Origin of the sequence: Kitasatospora arboriphila (assembly GCF_039528095.1) — a bacterium.
GTDB classification, from domain to species: domain Bacteria; phylum Actinomycetota; class Actinomycetes; order Streptomycetales; family Streptomycetaceae; genus Kitasatospora; species Kitasatospora arboriphila.
On sequence record NZ_BAAALD010000030.1, the window covers coordinates 1 to 20,837 of the forward strand.

21 protein-coding genes and 1 pseudogene are annotated in these 20,837 nt (G+C 75.3%); 15 read left to right on the forward strand and 7 right to left on the reverse strand.

Going from position 1 to position 20,837, the window contains the following annotated elements:
* The first annotated feature begins 579 nt into the window (after window positions 1-579).
* The 3 genes from ABD353_RS17100 to ABD353_RS17110 are packed head-to-tail and all read left to right on the forward strand — an operon-like array spanning window position 580 to window position 4,078.
* Window positions 580-1,290 (forward strand): urease subunit gamma, encoded by a 711-nt coding sequence (locus tag ABD353_RS17100; protein WP_344624468.1) that lies wholly within the window; start codon window positions 580-582, stop codon window positions 1,288-1,290.
* Window positions 1,287-3,011 carry an urease subunit alpha gene (locus ABD353_RS17105; RefSeq protein WP_425555178.1) on the forward strand — a complete coding sequence of 575 codons (1,725 nt, stop codon included), beginning with the start codon at window positions 1,287-1,289 and terminating at the stop codon, window positions 3,009-3,011. Before ABD353_RS17100 ends, ABD353_RS17105 begins: the two co-directional genes overlap by 4 nt.
* Before the next feature lie 29 nt (window positions 3,012-3,040).
* Window positions 3,041-4,078 (forward strand): agmatine deiminase family protein, encoded by a 1,038-nt coding sequence (locus ABD353_RS17110; RefSeq protein ID WP_344624469.1) that lies wholly within the window; start codon window positions 3,041-3,043, stop codon window positions 4,076-4,078.
* A gap of 112 nt (window positions 4,079-4,190) precedes the next feature.
* Here the strand turns inward: ABD353_RS17110 and ABD353_RS17115 are convergent, their stop codons facing one another.
* Window positions 4,191-4,397 (reverse strand): hypothetical protein, encoded by a 207-nt coding sequence (locus tag ABD353_RS17115; protein ID WP_344624470.1) that lies wholly within the window; start codon window positions 4,395-4,397, stop codon window positions 4,191-4,193.
* A complete protein-coding gene (locus ABD353_RS17120) occupies window positions 4,391-4,633 on the reverse strand; it encodes a hypothetical protein (protein WP_344624471.1) in 243 nt (80 codons plus the stop codon). The genes ABD353_RS17115 and ABD353_RS17120 overlap by 7 nt, the downstream gene beginning before the upstream one ends.
* Before the next feature lie 96 nt (window positions 4,634-4,729).
* Here ABD353_RS17120 and ABD353_RS17125 point away from each other — a divergent pair.
* The 6 genes and pseudogenes from ABD353_RS17125 to ABD353_RS17150 all read left to right on the forward strand — a co-directional run.
* A pseudogene (locus tag ABD353_RS17125) lies at window positions 4,730-4,816 on the forward strand (GntR family transcriptional regulator); the annotation flags it as partial.
* Between the two features lie 74 nt (window positions 4,817-4,890).
* Complete coding sequence (locus ABD353_RS17130) at window positions 4,891-5,520, forward strand: GntR family transcriptional regulator (RefSeq protein WP_344624472.1); 630 nt, start codon at window positions 4,891-4,893, stop codon at window positions 5,518-5,520.
* A 233-nt stretch (window positions 5,521-5,753) separates the two neighbouring features.
* On the forward strand, window positions 5,754-6,146 hold the full coding sequence (gene melC1, locus ABD353_RS17135; protein WP_344624473.1) for an apotyrosinase chaperone MelC1: 393 nt from the start codon (window positions 5,754-5,756) through the stop codon (window positions 6,144-6,146).
* 52 nt (window positions 6,147-6,198) lie between these two features.
* Window positions 6,199-7,026 (forward strand): tyrosinase MelC2, encoded by an 828-nt coding sequence (gene melC2 / locus ABD353_RS17140; protein WP_344624474.1) that lies wholly within the window; start codon window positions 6,199-6,201, stop codon window positions 7,024-7,026.
* A 103-nt stretch (window positions 7,027-7,129) separates the two neighbouring features.
* Window positions 7,130-7,291, forward strand: a complete 162-nt coding sequence (locus tag ABD353_RS17145; RefSeq protein ID WP_344624475.1) for a hypothetical protein — start codon at window positions 7,130-7,132, stop codon at window positions 7,289-7,291.
* Between the two features lie 66 nt (window positions 7,292-7,357).
* Complete coding sequence (locus ABD353_RS17150) at window positions 7,358-7,984, forward strand: TetR/AcrR family transcriptional regulator (RefSeq protein ID WP_344624476.1); 627 nt, start codon at window positions 7,358-7,360, stop codon at window positions 7,982-7,984.
* Window positions 7,985-8,015: 31 nt separating this feature from the next.
* Here ABD353_RS17150 and ABD353_RS17155 read toward each other — a convergent pair whose 3' ends face one another.
* Window positions 8,016-10,013 carry a hypothetical protein gene (locus ABD353_RS17155; protein WP_344624477.1) on the reverse strand — a complete coding sequence of 666 codons (1,998 nt, stop codon included), beginning with the start codon at window positions 10,011-10,013 and terminating at the stop codon, window positions 8,016-8,018.
* 327 nt (window positions 10,014-10,340) lie between these two features.
* Between ABD353_RS17155 and ABD353_RS17160 the strand changes: the two genes are divergently transcribed.
* From ABD353_RS17160 to ABD353_RS17170, 3 genes are all read left to right on the forward strand, one after another.
* Window positions 10,341-10,832: a hypothetical protein gene (locus ABD353_RS17160; RefSeq protein ID WP_344624478.1), complete on the forward strand. Its 492-nt coding sequence runs from the start codon at window positions 10,341-10,343 to the stop codon at window positions 10,830-10,832.
* Between the two features lie 124 nt (window positions 10,833-10,956).
* The gene (locus ABD353_RS17165) at window positions 10,957-11,658 is read left to right on the forward strand and encodes a thioredoxin-like domain-containing protein (protein WP_344624479.1); all 702 of its coding nucleotides are present in this window, start codon (window positions 10,957-10,959) and stop codon (window positions 11,656-11,658) included.
* Window positions 11,658-12,356, forward strand: coding sequence for a DUF305 domain-containing protein (locus ABD353_RS17170; RefSeq protein ID WP_344624480.1), 699 nt, complete (start codon window positions 11,658-11,660; stop codon window positions 12,354-12,356). The genes ABD353_RS17165 and ABD353_RS17170 overlap by 1 nt, the downstream gene beginning before the upstream one ends.
* 123 nt (window positions 12,357-12,479) lie before the next feature.
* Here the strand turns inward: ABD353_RS17170 and ABD353_RS17175 are convergent, their stop codons facing one another.
* Window positions 12,480-13,991 carry an MFS transporter gene (locus ABD353_RS17175; RefSeq protein WP_344624481.1) on the reverse strand — a complete coding sequence of 504 codons (1,512 nt, stop codon included), beginning with the start codon at window positions 13,989-13,991 and terminating at the stop codon, window positions 12,480-12,482.
* 129 nt (window positions 13,992-14,120) lie between these two features.
* On the opposite strand from ABD353_RS17175, the gene ABD353_RS17180 reads away from it, so the two are divergent.
* Entirely contained in the window at window positions 14,121-14,672 is a 552-nt protein-coding gene (locus ABD353_RS17180; protein ID WP_344624482.1) for a MarR family winged helix-turn-helix transcriptional regulator, read from the forward strand.
* Between the two features lie 88 nt (window positions 14,673-14,760).
* On the opposite strand, the gene ABD353_RS17185 is transcribed toward ABD353_RS17180, so the two are convergent.
* Both ABD353_RS17185 and ABD353_RS17190 read right to left on the reverse strand, forming a co-directional pair.
* Window positions 14,761-15,267 carry a methylated-DNA--[protein]-cysteine S-methyltransferase gene (locus tag ABD353_RS17185; RefSeq protein ID WP_344624483.1) on the reverse strand — a complete coding sequence of 169 codons (507 nt, stop codon included), beginning with the start codon at window positions 15,265-15,267 and terminating at the stop codon, window positions 14,761-14,763.
* Window positions 15,264-16,859 carry an AlkA N-terminal domain-containing protein gene (locus tag ABD353_RS17190; RefSeq protein WP_344624484.1) on the reverse strand — a complete coding sequence of 532 codons (1,596 nt, stop codon included), beginning with the start codon at window positions 16,857-16,859 and terminating at the stop codon, window positions 15,264-15,266. The genes ABD353_RS17185 and ABD353_RS17190 overlap by 4 nt, the downstream gene beginning before the upstream one ends.
* Window positions 16,860-17,100: 241 nt before the next feature.
* On the opposite strand from ABD353_RS17190, the gene ABD353_RS17195 reads away from it, so the two are divergent.
* On the forward strand, window positions 17,101-18,129 hold the full coding sequence (locus ABD353_RS17195) for a LacI family DNA-binding transcriptional regulator (protein WP_344624530.1): 1,029 nt from the start codon (window positions 17,101-17,103) through the stop codon (window positions 18,127-18,129).
* Window positions 18,130-18,184: 55 nt separating this feature from the next.
* Window positions 18,185-19,213: an aminoglycoside phosphotransferase family protein gene (locus ABD353_RS17200; RefSeq protein WP_344624485.1), complete on the forward strand. Its 1,029-nt coding sequence runs from the start codon at window positions 18,185-18,187 to the stop codon at window positions 19,211-19,213.
* Window positions 19,214-19,554: 341 nt separating this feature from the next.
* On the opposite strand, the gene ABD353_RS17205 is transcribed toward ABD353_RS17200, so the two are convergent.
* Entirely contained in the window at window positions 19,555-20,817 is a 1,263-nt protein-coding gene (locus tag ABD353_RS17205; RefSeq protein ID WP_344624531.1) for a family 16 glycosylhydrolase, read from the reverse strand.
* Window positions 20,818-20,837: the final 20 nt, after the last annotated feature.

A 20,837-nucleotide genomic window follows, 5' to 3' on the forward strand; every position in this document is an offset into this window, starting at 1 on the left:
CGGACCGGCGGCGGTCTCCGCACCGGACGCGCCCGGCTCGGCGGAACCCCCGTCCCGCGCGGTGCGGCCGCCGGATCCCGTGCGCCCGCCGCCCGGCCCGGCGACCGAAGGCCGCCGGTGCGGAAAACGTGGCTGACCGTCCATCAAAACGCCCCCGCCCTGCTCAGGAACGCCCCACCCGTTCCCCCTCCGGGGGCGTCCAGCCGTCGGAAGTCCTCATGCCCATTCCCAACGGCCCGCAACAGCCCGGTCCCGGCCACCCGGGGTGAAGCGGGGCTCGGGAGCGACCGTGTGATCCTCCGGACACGGCCGACGAGGTTTGACGGGGCGCACGGGGCCGCACCCGGCCGCGCCGCGGGCACCCCCGGCGCACGCCCGCACCGCCGCAGGAGCTCCGCCGGAGCCCGGCCGGGCCGCCGCCGGAGCACCACCGGGCCGCCACCGTCGCGCCGCCGTGCGGAGCACCCGCGGGCAGGCAACGCTGGACACGACGGCCGGGCCCGGGTTCAATGGGGCCCCGATGTTTGAACGCCGTTCTAACACCGTCCACCATCCACCGGCACCCGCGAGCGAGGAACCGTGCGACTGACCCCCACCGAACGGGACCGGCTGCTGATCTTCACAGCAGCCGAACTGGCCCGCGCCCGCCGCGCCCGCGGCGTGAAACTGAACGTGCCCGAGGCCACCGCGCTGATCGCCGACACCGTCTGCGAGGCGGCCCGCGACGGCCGGCGGCTGGCCGAGGCCATCGAGGCCGGACGCTCGGTGCTCTCCGCCGACGACGTGCTGCCCGGCGTGCCCGACGTGGTCACCGTGATCCAGGTGGAGGCGGTCTTCGACGACGGCACCCGGCTCGCCGTGGTCAACGACCCGTTCCGCGGCGCCGGCTCGCTCGGCGACGAGGCGCCCGGCGCCGCCCTGGCCGGGGCCGGCGACGGCTACGACCCGGTCGAGGAGACGGTCGTCCTGCCCGTCCACAACACCGCGGCGGTACCGATCTCGGTCACCTCGCACTTCCACTTCTTCGAGGCCAACCCGCGCCTCGCCTTCGACCGTGCCGCCGCCTACGGCACGCACCTGGCCGTGCCTGCCGGGTCCTCGGTGCGGTTCGACCCCGGGGCCACCGTCGAGGTCGGCCTCGTCCCGATCGGCGGCGCACGGGTCGCGATCGGCTTCGCCGGACTGGTCGACGGGCCGCTGGACGCGCCCGGCGCCAAGGAGGCCGCGCTGGAGAAGGCGCGCGCCACCGGCTACCTGACCGGCTTCGACGACGCGGAGGTCGAATCGTGACTTCGATCAGTCCCCACGACTACATCTCCGTGCACGGCGCGCGGGCCGGCGACCGGATCAGGCTCGGCGACAGCGGGCTGATCATCCGGGTGGAGTCGGACTCGCAGGAGCCGGGCAACGAGTTCCTGGCCGGCTTCGGCAAGACCGCCCGCGACGGCCTGCACCTCAAGGCCACCGCGATCCGCGAGACCTGCGACGTGGTGATCAGCAACGTCGTCGTCATCGACGCCGTCCAGGGCATCCGCAAGACCTCGATCGGCATCCGGGACGGCCGGATCGTCTCGATCGGACGGGCCGGCAACCCCGACACCATGGACGGGGTGGAGGTCGTCGTCTCCACGGGCACCACGATCGTCTCCGGCGAGGGCATGATCGCCACCGCCGGCGCCATCGACACCCACGTCCACCTGCTCTCGCCGCGGATCATGGAGGCCTCGCTGGCCTCCGGCGTCACCACGATCATCGGCCAGGAGTTCGGCCCGGTCTGGGGCGTCGGTGTCAACTCCCCCTGGGCGCTGCGGCACGCCTTCAACGCCTTCGACGCCTGGCCGGTCAACATCGGCTTCCTCGGCCGCGGCTCCTCCTCCGACCCGGCTCCGCTGATCGAAGCGCTCGCCGAGGGCGGCGCCTCCGGCTTCAAGGTGCACGAGGACATGGGCGCGCACACCCGCGCCCTGGACACCGCACTGCGGGTCGCCGAGGAGTACGACGTGCAGGTCGCGCTGCACACCGACGGCCTGAACGAGTGCCTCTCCGTCGAGGACACCATCAAGGTGCTGGAGGGGCGCACCATCCACGCCTTCCACATCGAGGGCTGCGGCGGCGGACACGTCCCCAACGTGCTGAAGATGGCCGGCGTGGAGAACGTCATCGGCTCCTCCACCAACCCCACCCTGCCCTTCGGCCGGGACGCCCTCGGCGAGCACTTCGGCATGATCGTCTCGGCGCACGACCTCAAGGTCGACCTGCCGGGCGACGCCGCGATGGCCCGCGACCGGATCCGGGCCGGCACGATGGGCGCCGAGGACGTGCTGCACGACCTCGGGGTCATCGGCATCACCTCCTCCGACGCCCAGGGCATGGGCCGGGCCGGCGAGACGGTGCGCCGCACCTTCGCGATGGCCGGCAAGATGAAGGCCGAGCTCGGCCCGATGGACGGCGAGGGCTCGTACGGCACCACCGCCGGCGGCGACGACAACGAGCGGGTGCTGCGCTACATCGCCAAGCTCACCGTCAACCCGGCCATCGCGCACGGCCTTTCGCACGAGGTGGGCTCGCTGGAGGTCGGCAAGCTCGCCGACATCGTGCTCTGGCGCGCCGACCACTTCGGCGCCAAGCCGCAGCTGGTCCTCAAGGCCGGCTTCCCCGCGTACGGCGTGGTCGGCGACCCCAACGCGTCCACCGACCGCTGCGAACCGCTCGTGCTGGGGCCGCAGTTCGGCGCACACGGCGCCACCGCCGCGGACATCTCGGTCGCCTTCGTCTCGCAGGCCGCCGCCGAGGCCTCCTACCTGGACGTCGCCGGCGACCAACTGCCCACCCGCAGGCGCCGGGTGGGCGTCCGGGGCACCCGCGGCATCGGCCCGAAGGACATGATCCGCAACGCCCGCATCGGCCGCGTCCAGGTGGAGGCCACCACCGGCCTGGTCTCGCTGGACGGCGAACCGCTGCGCTCCGACCCCGCGGACAGCGTCTCGCTCAGCCGCCTCTACTTCCTCTGACCCCCACCACTGCATAGGAACGCACCCTCATGACCACTCCCGCCGAGCTCGGCTTCCGGATGCCCGCCGAATGGCACCCGCACGAGCGCACCTGGATGGCCTTCCCGACCGCCAACCCCACCTTCGACTCCCCCGAGCACCTGCACGCCGGCCGCGAGGCCTGGGCCGCCGTCGCCAACACGATCGTCCGGTACGAGCCGGTGACCCTGGTGGTCAACACCGGCGAGACCGACGAGGCGCGCAAGTACGTCGCCCCCGAGGTGGAGATCGTGGAGCGGCCGCTCGACGACGCCTGGATGCGCGACATCGGCCCGACCTTCCTGGTCGACGGCAAGGGCGCGGTGGCCGCGACGGACTGGATCTTCAACGGCTGGGGCGCGCAGTCCTGGGCCCGCTGGGGCAACGACCAGGACATCGCCGAGCACATCACCGGCCTCACCGGCGTGCGGCGCTTCGCCTCCCGGTTGATCAACGAGGGCGGCGGCATCCACGTCGACGGCGAGGGCACCGTCCTGGTCACCGACACCGTGCAGCTCGGCGAGGGCCGCAACTCCGACTGGACCCGCGAGGAGGTCGAGGCCGAGCTGCACGCCTTCCTCGGCACCACCAAGGCGATCTGGCTGCCGCGCGGACTCACCCGTGACTACGACGAGTTCGGCACCCGCGGGCACATCGACATCGTCGCCTCCTTCGTCCGCCCCGGCGTGGTCGTCGCCCACGTGCAGCCCGACCCGGCCCACCCGGACCACGAGGTCTGCCGGGAGCTGGTGGCGATCCTGCGCGCCTCCACCGACGCGCAGGGCCGGCCGCTCCAGGTGATCGAACTGCCCGCGCCCACCGTGCTGCTGGACGAGGAGGGCGAGCCGGTCGACTACTCGTACATCAACCACTACGTGGCGAACGGCGCCGTGGTGCTCTGCGCCTTCGACGACCCGCGCGACCAGGAGGCGGCCGCGATCCTCGCCGAGGCCTACCCGGGCCGGACGGTGGAGCTGGTCGACGCCCGCGAGATCTTCGCCAACGGCGGCGGCATCCACTGCATCACCCAGCAGCAGCCGCAGGGCTGACGCGGACTCGGTCTTCGTGCGCCGGGGCCGGCGCGGTACCGCGAGGTGCCGCGCCGGCCCCGGCGTTCCCGTATCCGGAGCGCTTCGATCGGACGGATTCACTCGAACGGATTCAGCCGCCGGCGGCGCGGGTGAGGACGGCGGTGACGGCGTCCAGGTAGTCGGACCAGCAGTCGCCGGTCGGCGGCGCGCCGGGGCCGCCGCCGTGGCAGCGGGCGCACCGCCCGCAGCGCCGGTAGCGCGGCACCTCGTCGGGCTCGGGCAGGGGTTCGCGGGACTCGCGGGGTGCGGGGTCGGGATCGGGGTTCGGCTTCAGCACGGGTCCTCCTGGACCTCGGCCCAGACCACGGTGCGACCGGAGCCGTCACTGGCGCCCCAGCGCGCCACGGACCTCAGGATCCGCAGCACGGCGGCCCACTGCTCGTCGGTGCACCGCTCCGGGATCGTCACGGTGATGCGGACAGCGCCAGGGGCTTTGCCGGTGGTCGTCGCGACCTCTCCGGTGGCCCGTTCGAGGGCTTCGCGCAGGACGTTCGCACGCACGCTGACCTGCACCGCCCCTTCCCTAGTAACAGACTGGAACTGTACTAATAGACTAGTGGGCGGACGGATACTCTGTCACCTCGCGGTCACACAGTGAGAGGACACAGGATGAGTCAGGACAGCTCGCCGCCCCCGTACCTCCGGGTGGCCGAGCAGCTCCGCCAGCGCATCCAGTCCGGCGACCTGGCACCCGGCGACGTCCTGCCCTCGCTCTCCGAGATCCGCGAGGAGACCGGGTACTCGGCACCGTCGGCCAGCGCGCCTACGCCGTGCTCGTCGACGAGGGCCTGGTCGTCGCGCGGCCCGGCCGCGGCCACTTCGTCCGCTCGCAGGAGGAGCGGCCCCTGCTGGTGCGCCGCCCGCGGGTCGCCGCCGGCACCGGCTCGCCGACCGAGGCCCTGCTCACCGCCCAGGGCGTCCGGGCGACTTGGGACAGCGAGTCGACCACCGCCCGGGCCGACGCACGGATCGCCGAGCGCCTCGGCATCGCCGCGGGCGACCCGGTGATGCACACCGCGTACGTCTACCGCGCCGACGGCGAGCCGGTGCAACTGGCCGACTCCTGGGAGCCGATGGCCGTCACCGGCGGCACCCTGGTGGTCCTGCCGGAGGCCGGCCCCTACGCGGGCATCGGCGTCGCCGACCGGATGGCGCTGATCGGGGTCGAGGTCGGCACCCCGGTGGAGCGGGTCACCGCCCGCGGCGCCTCGCGCGCCGAGGCCGCCCTGCTCGGCACCACGCCCGCGGCCCCCGTCCTGGCCGTCGAGCGCACCTACTACGACCGGGCCGCCGGCCGCGCCGTGGAGACGGCCGACATCGTGCTGCTCGGCAGCCGCTGGGCCGCCGAGTACGGCACCCGGCCCACCCCCGCGGACGGGTCCGCCGACACGCAGGGCTGATCACCCGGGACGGGCCGACGCGGCGTCAGCACCCCCGTCGGGCACGGCCGGTGTCGTTCGTTGAGCGTTCACCGGTGTCCGGATTTCGGTCTGCCGACCGGCCCCCGCCGATGGGCGGTTCCGCGGCCTCGCCGCGCCTTGCCAGCATGGGGACCGCGCGGCGGCGCATATGCCACAAGCACGTGCCGCCGCCGACGCGTCGTCAGATCCGCTCCACCAGGGGGGAATCACCCATGTCCGAAGCCGGCCACCACGCCGAGCTGACCCGCCGCCGGATGCTCCAGGGCGCCGGTGTCGCCCTCACCGCCGCCGTCGGCACCGCCGTCCTCGGCCTCGTCGGGCCGACCGGAACCCCGGCCGCCGCGGCCGGGCCCGGCGGCCACGACACCTTCGACGAGGTCTACCGCGGCCGCCGCATCCAGGGCCGGCCCGCCGCATCCGGCCACCACCACCACGGCGCCGACTACACCGTGCAGATCGACGGCGAGGAACTGCACGTCATGCGCAACGCCGACGGCACGTGGATCAGCGTCGTCAACCACTACCAGCCGCACCAGACCCCGCTCGCGCTCGCCCGCGCCGCCGTGGTCGAGCTGCAGGGCGCCACGCTCGTCCCGATCGCCTGACCGGGCCCGCCCCTCCCCCGCACTCACCCACCAGCACCTCCAGGAGGACACCATGGCGGTCCGCAAGAACCAGGCGACCCTCACGGCCAAGGAGAAGCGCGACTTCGTCGACGCCCTGCTCCAGCTCAAGCGGCTCGGCCGCTACGACGCCTACGTCAGCACCCACAACCGCTTCATCGTCAGCGACACCGACAACGGCGAGCGGACGGGCCACCGCTCGCCCTCGTTCCTGCCCTGGCACCGCAAGTTCCTACTCCAGTTCGAGCAGGACCTGCAGTCCGTCAACCCCTCGGTCACCCTGCCCTACTGGGACTGGACGGCCGACCGCACCGCGACCGCCGGCCTGTGGGCCGACGACATGCTCGGCGGCAACGGCCGCTCCGGCGACAACCGCGTCACCACCGGCCCGTTCGCCGGCGGCGGCGGCCAGTGGACGATCACCGTCCGCCCCGACAGCCGCGACTACCTGCGCCGTTCGCTCGGCACCGGCGTCGCCCAACTGCCCACCCGGGCCGAGGTGGAGTCCGTCCTCGCCGTCCAGACCTACGACGCCGCCCCGTGGAACAGCTCCTCGGCCGGCTTCCGCAACCAGCTGGAGGGCTGGCGCGGCGTCAACCTGCACAACCGGGTGCACGTCTGGGTCGGCGGCCTGATGGGCACCGGCATGTCCCCCAACGACCCGGTGTTCTGGCTGCACCACTGCTTCATCGACAAGCTGTGGGCCGAGTGGCAGCGCCGCCACCCCCAGCAGGGCTACCTGCCGACCGCCGCCACCGCCAACGTGGTCGCGCTGAACACCGCGATGAAGCCGTGGAACGACACCGCCCCGGCCGACATGCTCGACCACACCCGGTACTACACCTACGACTCGGCGTTCTGACCGCCGGTCCGGCCCCGGCCGGACGAGTGATTGTGCAGGGCGCGGAGCCCGCCGGACGGTGTCCGGCGGGCTCCGCAGGCGTCCCGCACGGTGTCATGAGGGCATGACCACACACTGGCTGATCACCTTCACCGACGAGCTGATGCGCCTCACCGACGACCTCGACCAGGAGCAGGCCGCCGACTTCGTCCGCAAGGTGTACGAGGCCGGCCGTACCGCCGGCCGGCAGGAGGAGGCCGAGGGCCAGGAGCACAGCGGCTGGTGAGACCGCCCACCGGCGCCGGACGGCGAAGCCCTAAGGTGGGGGCCCGACCACCAGGAGGAACAGGACATGGCCGAGCCGCGGGCACGCCGGGCCGCACGGCCCCGCGAGGAGGTCTTCGCGACCGCCCGGGCCGCGATCGCCGAGCACGGCCTCGACAAGCTCACCATGGCGGGACTCGGCCGTGAACTGCAGATGAGCGCCGGCCACCTCCTCTACTACTTCGGCAGCAAGGACCAACTGCTGCTGGAGACCCTCCGCTGGAGCGAGGAGCAGCTCGGCGAGCGGCGGCGTGCCGCCCTCGCCCGGCAGGACCGCACCGTCCGCGAGCGGCTCGCCGCCTACGCCGAGCTCTACCTGCCCGAGGGCCCCGGCGATCCCCGCTGGATCCTCTGGGTCGAGGTCTGGGGACGCTCGCCCGCCAGCGCCGAGATCCGGCAGGGCCAGCTGGAGATCGAGGCCCCGTGGCAGGCCGACCTGGTCGCGCTGATCGAGGAGGGCGTCGCCTCCGGCGCCTTCCGCCGCCCGCCCGCCGGCGACGGCGGGCACGCGGGGCGGGAACCGCAGGACCGGGCACGCCAGATCCGCGCCGTCCTCGACGGCTTCGCCGTCCCGCTGGCCGTCGGCCTGCCGGGCGCCGACCGTGCCGACGCGCTCGCCCAGGTGGCCTCGGTGACCGCCGCCCTGCTGGACTGAGCGACGGCCCCGGACCGGCGGTCGGCCGCCGCTACTCCGTCCAGAGCGCGGCGGCGGTGCGGTCGTCGGCGTAGCCCTTGGCCCGCACCTGGACCTGGCGCAGGAAGTCGACGCTGCCCGGCGGGTGCGGGTGGGCCCAGTGGTTGGAGAGGAAACGCGCCACCGCGGGCTCGTCGGCGATCGGGCCGGCCAGGCCGGCCGTGCAGAGCAGCAGGATGTCGCCGGTGGTGGCGGGCACCATCCGGAACCGGAACGGCTTGGGCGCCGCGGCCGGGGCCGGCGGCTGCGGCTCCCCGTCCGGGTGGTGCAGCAGCCGGGCCGCGTAGGCGTCGATCCAGTGTCCGGAGCGCAGCAGGTAGAGCCCGCCGGGGCCGGTGCCGAACGCGGCCCGGTGCCCCGCCTCGCCGTCCAGCGGGACGAGCAGGCAGTGCAGTGCGCCGGCCTCCCCGTCGCCGGGCTCCACCGCCGGCTCGCCGGCCGGCCGGAGACGGGCCGCCGCGCCGACCGTGAGCCGCTGCAGGCCGTAGCGGAGCCGGTCGCGGGCCCCGGCCCGCAGGTCGGCGGCGAGTTCGGCCCGGCTGTGGCCGATCGCCGCGGCCAGCTGCCGTGCGGCCTCCGCGGCGGCCGCCGAGCCCGCGGTCGCGTCCGCCGAACGGGCGGGCCAGGCGAGCACCGCGAGCAGCAGGCCGTCCTCGCCCTCGCCGAACCGGGTCACCAGCAGGGCGTCGCGGCGCGGCTCGCCGCGGAACCGGGCGGAATCGCCCCGGACGGAGGCCGCCCGCAGTATCGCCGGGCCGTACTGGGCGCCCTCCAGGACGGTGTCCGGCACGATCACGTCCAGGTCCGCCGGATCGGCGGCGGGCAGCGCGGTGGGCTCCGGGCCGTACGTCGGAGGCCGCTCCCCCACGTGCGGGACGGGCGGCGCCAGCGGGACCCGCCGCGGGGCCGGACGGGACCGGTCCTCGGCGGGCTCCGCGGCAGCGGCCCCGGCCGGGGCACGGTCTGCCGGGGCCGAGGGGGTGGACGGCTCCGCGCGGTCGGCGCCGTTCGGTGCCGGCTTGCGCAGGACCACCGCCGGGCCGGGCTCCGGGGTGGACGGCTGCCCGGCGGACCGCAGGTCGGCGGCGGGCTCGGGCTGCGACTCGAACCGTGACGCGGGCTCGGGGGCGGGCTGGGGTGCGGGGGTCGACTGCGGTGCGGGGGCGGCGGGCCGGCGGACCGTCCCCAGGGTCATCGTCGGGTCGGGCTCGGCATCGTCGACGGGCGCGGCCGCCACGGGGGCGGGATCCGGTGCCGGGGCGGGATCGCGTGCGGGGCGGCGGACCGTCCCGAGCCTCATGGTCGGCTCGGGTTCGGGCTCCGCGTCCTCAGCAGCCGGGGCCGGGGAGGGGACGGCTTCCCCGGCGGCGGCAGGTGCGGGCCGCGGGCCGCCGATCACACCTGCGGCCATGTCGAACCAGTCGTCGACGCTCGGCTCGTCGATGCTCGGCCCGTCGACGCCGGTTCCCTCGGCGGCGGGCCCGGCGACACCGAGCTCGTCGAGGAGGGGCTCGTCGACGAGGGGCTCCACCGCGGCGGGGCTCCGCCGCCCCGCGTTCCCCTTCTCCTTCTCCGCGTTCGCAGCCGAGGCCCAGTGCGGCCGGGACGGGGCCCGTCCCGGCGCCGGCCCCGGACCGGGCTCGGCGGCGGGCTCCTGCTCCGCCTTCACCGGCGGCGCCCAGTGCGGCCGGGGCGGGGTGGGCGAGGCCTTCGGCGCCGGCGTAGGCGGCGCGGGCGGCGCGGCCTGCGGGGGCGCATCCGGGGCGGCGTCCGGGCCGCCGGTCGGGCCGCCGGTCGGGGATCCGTCCTTCGGGGAGGCGGTGCGCTGGGGGCCGATCATGCCGGACGCGGAGTCGAACCAGTCGTCGACGCTGCCCTCGCCGGCGGCGGCTCCGGGGGCATCGGGCAGGGTGCCCGCCGGGCCCGCGTAGACCGCCTGCCACCAGCCGTCCTCGGGCCGGTCGTGCGGGGATGCGCCCTGGTTGCTCACGTGGCGGCTCCTCGTGCCATGTCTGCCGTCTGCCGTCTGCCGTCTGCCGTCTGCCGAGCGGGCCGTGTGCCGGACTCGGCTGGTCATTCTTCCGAAGGAGAACGACGGTGTCCGGCTTTCGGGGACACCCGGCCACCCGTCGGGCGCAGCGGCGGCGTGATCCGCCCGGATTCGGCCATCCGTCCGGAGGGGGTGCGGACGTGCGGGGGGTGGATGTCCGGAGCGTCCTTTTTGGGGCCCTGAAATGGGCAGGAAGGGCCCTCCGGCCCGGGTCGGGAGGACCAAGAGGGGGACCGCTTCACCCCTTCGGCTGATTAATATGTGCGCATGAGCGTGCCAGCATCCGCGACCGGTGAGCCGGTGCGGTCCGTCCGGGCGGGCAGCCGCCCGGCCGTGGTGCTGTGGGCGCTGCTCGTCGCGGGTCTGCTGACGCTGCTGCCGTGCGCCGGGACCGCGAAGGCGGTGTCCGGGCACGTTCCGGCCGCCCCCCGGGCCTCGGCCGCCACCGGTCCGCAGGCCGCCGGCGCCGTCCCGGCCGCCCATGGCGCCGGGCACGCCGTGGCGCGCTGGTCGGACGAGGGCGGTGCGCACGTCTGGTGCTCCGCCGACGGCGACCACCCGGCCCCGGGGAAGGGCTGCACCAGCCATCCGTTCCGCGGGCTGGAGGCGCAGCTGCCGAACGCTCCCCCGCAGCCGGTCGCGGTCACCCTGCCGCAGCTGGTTCCGGCGCCGTCGCTGCCCGCCGCCGTCCCGCTCGACACGCTGGCCGGGCCGCCCCCTGCGCCCGACCTCCACGTACTGCAGGTCCACAGGTCCTGAGCGGAACCCACCGTCGGCCGTGACCCGTGCCCCCGCGCACCGGACGGGCCGGCGGCTCCGCCGCCCCCTCCCCCTCTCGCCCCACCGCCGTGCCCGCGCGCACCGCGGAGACAAGGACACACTCATGGGTTCCGCCTCCAGGCAGTCCAAGCCGTCCAAGCAGACCTCCGGCAACCCGGGCAACCGGCAGAGCCAGTCCGAGCGGCAGGCCGACCGTCGGACCCGCATCGCGGAGTTGCGTGCCGCCGAGCAGAAGCGCGACCGCCGCAACAAGATCATCGCGTTCAGCGTGGCCGGCGTGCTGCTGGCCGGCATGATCGGCGCCGGTACCTGGATAGCCCTCGACGCCAAGCACGACAAGGACGCGAAGGAAGCCGCCGCCAAGGCCCCGATCCAGGGCGTGCAGACCTGGGACAACCTGTCGCGCAACCACGTCGAGACCAAGGTCACCTACGCCCAGACCCCGCCGGTCGGCGGCGACCACAACCCGCGCTGGGCGAACTGCATGGGCGACGTCTACGACAAGCCGCTCGCCAACGAGAACGCGGTGCACTCGCTGGAGCACGGCGCGGTCTGGGTGACGTACAACTCGAAGGCGTCCGCCGACGACATCAAGAAGCTGTCGGAGAAGGTCAAGGCGACCCCGTACACCCTCATGAGCCCGTACCCGGACGAGAAGAGCCCGATCACGCTCTCCGCCTGGGGCACCCAGCTCAACGTGGACAGCGCCAGTGACCCGCGGGTGGAGCAGTTCTTCACCAAGTACGTCCAGGGTCCGCAGACCCAGGAGCCCGGCGCGTCCTGCAGCTCCGGTGTGATGCCGTGATGACGGGCGCCGAGGAGACCTCGGCCACCCGGACCGGGGAGTCCGGCGAGGACGGTGCGCCGCGCCGGTCGCGGAAGCTGCTGTGGTGGCCGGCCGCGATCGCCGCGGTGATCGCGCTCTGCCTCGGCGTGTCCGCCCTGGTGGCGGGCGGTTCGGACTCCGGCGGTTCGTCGTCGGTGGCGGCGCCCGCCACCGACTCCCCGGAGGCCGGGTTCGCCCGCGACATGGCGACCCACCACCAGCAGGCCATCGACATGTCCTTCATCGTCCGCGACCGCACGCAGGACGAGGAGGTGCGCAACCTGGCCTTCGACATCATCAACACCCAGGCGAACCAGCGCGGCATGATGTCGGGCTGGCTCGACCAGTGGGGGCTGACCCAGAGCAGCTCGGCCAAGCCGATGGCGTGGATGGGCCACAGCTACGCCGCGCACGACGGCTCGCTGATGCCGGGCATGGCCACCAACACGGACCTGGCCAAGCTCCGCTCGCTGAGCGGCCGGGACGCCGAGGTGCTGTACCTGCAGCTGATGATCGAGCACCACAAGGGCGGCGTGGCGATGGCGCAGGCCTACGTGGACGTGGCCCGCAACGACGTCGAGAAGCGGCTCGCCCAGACCATGGTCAACGGGCAGAAGTCGGAGATCGACCTGATGACGTCGATGCTCGCCAAGCGCGGCGCACAGCCGCTCTCCTGAGCCTCGGCACGGCGGCGGGCGGGTCGGACGGCAGCGTCCGGCCCCCCCCCCCCCCCCCCCCCCCGTTTGTACGGGGTGCCCGGCCGGCCACGGGCACCGGACGGCGGGCGCGGACGGCGGGCGTCAGCCGCGGACGGCGGGCCGGGGGCGGCCGGTCCGGCAGAGCCGGACGGCGGGGAGCGCGGCGACGTCGAGCAGCACGAGGACGGCCCGGCCGCCGGCGCCCGCCCCGGCCAGGTGGACGCCGAGCACCGGCAGGGCCGTGCCGAGCGCGGTGCCGAGGCTGCGCACCATGTTCACCATGCCGCCGCCGACCGCGGAGCTCTCCGCCGGGATCGACCGCATCACCAGGGTGTTGTTGGCGGGCAGCAGCAGACCGAGCCCGAAGCCGGCCACGGCCAGCGGGACGGGCGCGAGCACCGGGGACACCGGCAGCACCGCGAGGACCAGCAGGCCCGCGGTGGTGACCAGGGCGCCGGCGCGGCCGCGCCGGGCGTCCGACCAGTGCCGGGGCAGCAGGGCGCCGCCGGCGGTGGCGGCGATCGCGAAGGCGGCCGGCAGCGCAGTGATCACCAGTCCGGCGGCACCGGCGGACACCCCGGCCGAGTCCAGCATCACCGGCCCGAGCACCAGGGGGCAGAACAGCAGCAGGTAGCCGATCAGTGCGACCACCAGGCCGGCCCGGACGCCGGGGGTGTTGACCAGGCCGGGGGCGATGATCGGGGTGTCCGCCCGCTGCTCCTGGCGGGCGAGCGCGACCGTGAAGGCGCCCGCGGCGGCGAGCAGCACCACCACGGCCCAGCCCGGCAGCGGCAGGCCGGCGGCGGTCGAGAGGGCGAGCAGCAGCGAGGAGGAGGCGGCCGCCAACAGGACGAGGCCGAGCAGGTCGAAGCGCGACTCGCGGCGGGTGCCGCCACCGGGCCCGGCCGGCTCGGCGGGGCGGGCCGGGGCAAGTCGGACCGAGGCGGCAAGGCGGGCCGGGGCGGGCTCGCGGCGGCTGCGCGGCAGCAGGAACCAGCCGGCCAGCAGGCCGAGCACCGCGATCGGGACGTTGATCCAGAAGGCCCACCGCCAGGACGCGTGCGCGACCAGCAGCCCGCCGACGGTCGGCCCGAGCGCCAGTCCGAGCGCCTGTGCGGCGGCCTGGATGCCCAGCGCGGTGCGCATGGCCCCGGCCGGGACCCCGCGGGCGACCAGTGCGACACTGTTCGCCTGCATCATCGCCCCGCCGACGGCCTGGACGGCCCGGCAGGCGACCAGCACCCAGAGCCCTCCGGCGAAGCCGGCGGCGAGGGAGGCCAGGGCGAAGACCGCGAACCCGCCGAGGTACATCGTCTTGCGGCCGACCGTGTCGGAGAGCCGGCCGACGGGGGCCAGCAGGGCGACGAGCACCAGCAGGTAGGCGAGCGCCACCCACTCGACGGAGGCGAACCCGGCGTCGAATTGCTGCTCCAGGGCCGGGAAGACCAGGGCGGTGACGCTCGCGGTCAGCTGGCCGAGGAACGCGCCGAGGCAGACGGTGCCGACCGCGAGCCAGTGGGCGTGCGGCCAGGCGGCGACGGTGCGCGGCCGCGGCCGCTCGGTCAGCAGCAGGACGCTGTCGACCAGCCGGGTTCGGTGGGCGGGTGCAGGCACGGCCCCATACTACCTCTGCAACAGACATACTCGTAAACAGACCATGTCTGTGAACAGAAGAGTCCGCACCGTGGTACGCCCGTGAGCGGTGGGGCGGGAGGCCACCGGCGAGCCGATACGCTGTCCGCCATGTCGGAGCCGTCCCACCCCGTACCGCCCACCGCGCCCGCGCCTCCCCCGCCCGGGGACGCGGCCGCCGCCTCCCCCCTGGAGGAGGCCGTGGCGATCGAGCGGGCCCAGCGGCTGACCGACGTGATCACCCGGCTGCGCCGGGCCCTGCGCAGCAGCATCCGCACCGACTACCCGTGGGAGTCGCTGCCGATGGCGCAGGTGGAACTGCTGCAGACGCTCGCCGCCGCCCCGATGCGGGTCGGCGAACTGGCGGCCCGGCAGCGGCTGGCCCCGAACACCGTGAGCGGCCTGGTCGGCAAGCTGCTGGAGGCGGGCTTCGTCGACCGCCAGGCCGACCCCGGCGACCGCCGCACCGCCCGGATCGCGCTGACCGAGGCCGGCCGCACCCAGCTGCTGGACTGGCGCCGGGCCCACGAGCGCCGCCTCGCCGACGCCCTGGAGAGCCTCTCGCCCACCGACCGCGAAGCGGTGATGAACGCCCTGCCCGGCCTCGAACACCTCGCCCGCACACTGGCCGGCGACACCGGCGCCCCGGACGACCGCAGCTGAGGCCCGCCGCCCCCGCCCGCCCCGGCAGCTCAGGCAGGTCAGGCAGGTCAGGCAGGTCCGGGACGGCTCCTCGGCGGCGGGACGGGCCTCAGAAGAGCGTGGCGCCGCGTTCGTGGTCCAGCAGCCAGCGCTTGCGGTCGACGCCGGCCGCGAAGCCGGTGAGGGCACCGCTCGCACCGACGACCCGGTGGCAGGGGCGGACCACCAGCAGCGGATTGGCACCGACGGCGCCGCCGACCGCCCGGACGGCCGTCGGGGGCAGCCCGGCTGCGGCGGCGAGTTCGCCGTAGCTGACGGTGCTGCCGTACGGGATGTCCTCCAGCGCCTGCCACACCTGGCGGCGGAACTCGCTGCCCTCGGGGTCGAGCCGCAGGTCGAACGTGGTCCGGGTGCCCGCGAAGTAGGCCGTGAGCTGGTCCACGGCGGGGGCCAGCGCCTCCGGGTCGGGCAGCCAGTCGGGCTCCGGTTCGGCCCGGGCGCCGCGCTGCCCCGGGGCGGTGACGGCGATCAGGGCGACCGGTCCGTCGCCGTCCGCCCGGCCGGCGAGCAGCAGGTCGCCGAGCGGGCTGGGCATGGTCGTGAACACCGTGGTCATCGCGCCACCTCCGGGGCGAGCGGTGCAGCCGCGACCGGGGCCGGAGCAGTCGCCGCGGCCGCCGAGGCGAGCCAGAGCCGGTGCACCGCGTAGGAGCGCCAGGGCGACCAGGGGCGAGCGGCGGCCGTGGCGGCGGCCGCGTCCCCGGGCAGGCCGAGCCTCTGGAGTCCGTGCCGGACGCCGGCGTCGCCCGGCAGCAGGACGTCCGGGTCGCCGAGCGCCCGCATCCGCAGGTAGCCGACCGTCCAGGGGCCGATGCCGGGCAGGGCGAGCAACGCGGCGGAGGCCTCCTCGCGGTCCACCCCGCCGTCGAGGCGGACGGTGCCGTCGGCGAGCGCGGCGCACAGGCCCCGCAGGGCGCGGCGGCGGGCAGCCGGCATGGCGAGGTCGGCGTCCTCGGCCCCGGCGAGCGCGGCCGCGGTCGGGAAGAGCAGCCGCAGGCCGCCGTCCGGGGCGGGCAGGGCGGCGCTGTACCGTTCGGCGAGCCGGCCGGCGAGCGTGCGGGCGGCGGCGACCGTGACCTGCTGGCCGAGCACGGCGCGGACGGCGAGCTCGTGCGGGTCGACGTGGCCGGGCGAGCGGACCCCGGGGCGGGCGCGGACGGCCGCGCCGAGCAGGGTGTCGGCGCCGAGCTGCTCGTCCACCGCGTCGGGGTCGGCGTCCAGGTCGAACAGCGCCCGCAGCCGGTGCACGGCGGTGGTGAGGTCGCGCAGGTCGGTGAGGGCGAGGCGGCAGTCCAGCCAGCCGCGGGTCGGCCGGTCGGCGGCGGCGAGCCCGTCCACCTCGGCGACGGCGTGGCCGTACGGGAGGGCGAGCGTGCGGCGGTAGGTGCGCACCCCGGGGCGGCCGCCGGGGACGACCTCCTCGATGCCGGGCACGGCGCGCAGCGCGAGGAAGTCGAGCAGGTGGTCGCTGTCCAGCGCGCCGCGGTAGGCGAGCCGCAGCGCGAGGGTACCGGCCGTTGCGGGCTTGGCCCGCCGGCCGGCGGTCTCCGCCCGCAGCGCGGTCGGGGTGCGGTCGTACACCTCGCGCACGGTGTCGTTGAACTGCCGCACGGAGGCGAAGCCGGCCGCGAAGGCGATCTCGGTGACCGGCAGCTCGGTGGTCTGCAGCAGCAGCCGGGCGGTCTGCGCGCGCTGGGCGCGGGCCAGGGCGAGCGGGCCGGCGCCGAGTTCGGCGGTGAGCTGGCGCTGCAGCTGGCGGGCGCTGTAGCCGAGGCGCTCGGCGAGGCCGGCGACGCCCTCGCGGTCGACGACGCCGTCGCCGATCAGCCGCACCGCGCGGCCGACCAGGTCGGCGCGGTGGTTCCACTCCGGCGAGCCCGGGACGGAGTCCGGGCGGCAGCGGCGGCAGGCGCGGTAGCCGGCGCCCTGGGCGGCGGCCGCGGTCGGGTAGAAGGTGCAGTTGACGCGCTTGGGGGTCACCGCCGGGCAGCTCGGCCGGCAGTAGATCCCGGTCGTGCGGACAGCGGTGAAGAAGACGCCGTCGAAGCGGGAGTCGCGGCTGTCCACGGCCCGGTACCTGGTCTCGTCGTCGATCACGCCCTCCAGTCTGCGCCACCCGGACGGCCCCGACCGGCGGAAATCGGACATCGCCGTCCGGGCCCGGGAGGAGGCCCGGTGTCCGACACGACCCGATTTTTGGGAGCGCTCTCAATGGACTCGACGCACCCGATAGGCTCTGATGCGAACAGATCCGTGAGAGGAGCCCAGGGTGTCGCAGCACCAGCCCACCGGCGACGGACCACCCGCCGCGCCCTCCGGCGGCGCACCGGCCCGCGGCGGATCCCACCCCGGCCCCGGCCCCGCCGGGCGGGGCGACACCGCGGGCGCCCTGCCCAGACCGACCCTGGAGTCCGTCGCCGAACGGGCCGGCGTCTCCCGGGCCACCGCCTCCCGGGTGGTGAACGGCGGCGCCGGCGTCCGCGCCTCGCTGCGCGAGAAGGTGCAGCGCGCCGTCGACGAGCTCGGCTACGTCCCCAACCTGGCGGCCCGCACCCTCGTGACCCGGCGCAACCAGGCCGTCGCCGTGGTCGTCTCCGAGCCGGAGAGCAGGCTCTTCTCCGACCCGTTCTTCGCCAAGCACCTGCGCGGCATCTCCCGCGAGCTGTCCGCCGCGGACAACCAGATGGTGCTGCTGCTCATCGAGGACCAGGCCGACTTCGAACGCGTCGGCCGCTACCTCGGCGGCGGGCACGTGGACGGCGCCCTGCTCTTCTCGCTCCACCACAGCGACCCGCTGCCGGACATCGCCCGCCGGGTCGGCCTGCCGTTCGTGATAGGCGGACGACCCGGCTGGCCCGGCGCCGAGTCCGACCGCGAGCTGACCTACGTGGACAGCGACAACCGCGGCGGCGGCCGGATCGCCGTCCAGCACCTGCAGTCCCTCGGCCGGACGCGGATCGCCACCATCACCGGCCCGCTCGACCAGACCTCCTCCGTCGACCGCCTCGACGGCTACCGCGACCTGCTGCCCGACGGCGACCCCGACCTGATCGCCGAGGGCGACTTCACCCCGGACGGCGGCGGCCGCGCCATGGCCGAGCTGCTCGCCCGCCGCCCCGACCTCGACGCCGTCTTCGCCGCCTCCGACGCGATGGCCTCCGGCGCGCTGCGGGTGCTCCGCGAGGCCGGCCGCCGGGTGCCGGAGGACGTGGCCGTGGTCGGCTTCGACGACGTCGAGCAGATCGCCGCCTGGACGGACCCGCCACTGACCACCGTCCGCCAGGACATCGAGGACATGGGCCGCCTGATGGCCCGTCTGCTGCTGCGCCGGCTCACCGGCCAGACCGACACCACCGGCCGCCGCGGCCCCACCTCGGTCATCACGCCGACCCGACTGGTGGTGCGCGGCTCCGCCTGATGCCTCGTCAACAATGCGCTCGCCGGACGGTTCGTACCCGTGCGATGATTGCGCCATGTGGTCACGACTGCCCTTCGGGGAGCGGCTGAGGGCCGAACTCGGCACGCCCCGCGGAGCCCGCCGGCTGGCCAGCAGCCCCCGCTCCCGGGTGTGGCGGGCCGAACTCGCCGGCACCCCCGTGGTCGTCAAACAGCTCCGCGACGGGCCCGGCGCCGACGACCGCTACGCCCGCGAGACGGCCGCCCTCCGCCTCGCCGCCCGCACCGACCCGCCGGTCGCCCCGAAACTCCTCGGAGCGGACCCGTCCGCCCGGGTGATCGTCCTGGAACACCTCGCCGACGGCACGCCCCGCGCCGACTGGGTGATCGACTACGCGGCCGCCCTGGCCCGGCTGCACGCCGCGGCCGGCCCCGGCGGCGCCGACGGCCTGCCCGCCTGGTCCGGGCCCACCGACGAGGACGTGGCGGCCTTCCTCCGGCTGGCCAGGATGCTCGGCGTCGTCGTACCGGCCGGTGCACGCGCCGAACTCGACGGCATCGTCGACCGGTTGGCCCGGCTGCCCGGCCGCGCCCTGCTGCACGGGGACCCGTGCCCGGGCAACGACCTGCACACCGGGGACGGCCTCCGCTTCGTCGACTTCGAGCAGGCCTCCCGCGGGCCCGGCATCGTCGAACTCGCCTACCTGCGGATCGGGTTCCCCACCTGCTGGTGCGCCACCGCCCCCGCCCGGGAGCGGCTGGCCGCCGCCGAGGCCGCCTACCGCGCCCAGTGGCGCGCCGACACCGGCACCGAGGTGGACGGCGACCTCGCCGACGCCTGCGCCGGGTGGCTGCTGCGCGGCGACGCACTCGTCCAGCGCGCCCACCGCGGCACCACCGACCACCTGGCCCGGATCCCGCACCGCGACTGGACCTGGGGCACCGCCACCGCCCGCCAGCGCCTCGCCCACCGCCTGCGGACGGTCGGCCGCCTCACCGCCGACACCCCCGCCTCCCGCGACCTGGCACGCCTCGCCACCGCCATGCACGAGGGCATGCTCGCCCGCTGGCCCACCCTGCGCCCCCTCCCCGAACGGCGGCCGTAGGACCTGTCTTCGCAGGGCGCTCGGGAGATCGATTCGGGGGCGCGTGGGGCAGCTCCCGACCGAAGGCCACCGGGGGCGAACTGCGTAGTTCGGGAGTGGTGTTCCTGACGAATCCGGCTCACCCCCGGTCCGCACGGTGGCCCGCATCCGCATCGCACAGTTCTCTCCCGGGCTTCGGCCGGGGTGCCCCCACGCGCCCCGAGGAGGGCATCCGTACGCCATCGCAGACTCGCCCCAGGGGCGTCGGCCGCCGCGGGCGCCCCCGCACGGGCAGGCGCCCCGCGCCCCGGCAGGGAGCCGGGGGCGGGGCGCCGCGGTGGAACCGCCGGGGCCGGGGGGGGTCAGCCGACGGTCCACTTCTGGGCCGCGGTGCCGTTGCAGGTCCAGGTCTGCAGCCGGGTGCCGTCGGCCGAGGAGCCGTCCTTGGCGTCCAGGCACTTGTTCGCACCGACGTTGGTCAGGTCGTGCGCAGCGGTGTACGTCCACTTCTGGGCGTTGGTGCCGTTGCAGGTGTACAGCTGGACGACGGCGCCGGCCTCGGTGGAACCGCCTGCCACGTCGAGGCACTTGCCGAGGGCGCGGACGGTGCCGTCGTTGCCGACCGTCCACTGCTGGGCCGCGTTACCGGTGCAGTTGTGCAACTGGATCGGGGTGCGGTCGGCGCTGGAGCCGCCGGCCACGTCGGCGCACATGCCGCCGATGCCGCGGATCGGGCCCGACGCCGCCGGGCCGCCGCCCGAGGTGGAGGCCCGCACGTAGTCGACGACCATGGTCTGAGGGAAGGCCGTCGAGCCGTCCGGGCTGCCCGGCCAGTCGCCGCCGACCGCCAGGTTGAGGATGACGAAGAACGGGTGGTCGAAGACCCACTTGTTGCCGTGCGTGTCGGCCGGGGTGCGGGTCTCGTACGGGGTGCCGTCGACCGACCAGACGATGGAGTTGGGGCTCCAGTCGACGGAGAAGACGTGGAAGTCGTCGGCGAAGGCCTTGCCGCCGGGCAGGCTGTACGCGGCGCCGAGGCCGCCCGCACCCGAGTAGCCGGGGCCGTGGATGGTGCCGTGCACGCTGTTCGGCTCGCGGCCGATGTTCTCCATGACGTCGATCTCGCCGCTGTTCGGCCAGCCCGCCGAACCGAGGTCGTTGCCGAGCATCCAGAAGGCCGGCCAGACGCCCTGGCCGCGCGGGATCTTGATCCGGGCCTCGAACCGGCCGTACGCCTGGGTGAAGGTCCGGGCGGTGTTCAGCCGGGCCGAGGTGTACTGGCACTGCCCGTACCAGCAGCCGAGGCCGGGGTCGGTGTTCTTCTTCGCGGTGATGACCAGGTGGCCCTGGCCGTCCAGCGAGGCGTTGGAGGTGCTGTTGGTGTAGTACTCCAGCTCGTGGTTGCCGAAGCCGCCGCCACCGGTCTCCAGGGTCCACTTGGCGGCGTCGGGGCCGCGGCCCGCCGGGCCGTCGAACTCGTCGGACCAGGTCTGTGCGGCGGTCGCGGCGCCGGCCCGCGGGGCCACGGCGTCGTTGGCGGAGACCAGTGCCGCGCCCACGAGGGCCGTGGTGAGCGTGAGCACGAGTCCGCCGAGCGACCAGCGGCGTTTGCGGTGGGAGGCCATGGCAGGCACACCCCTTCCTG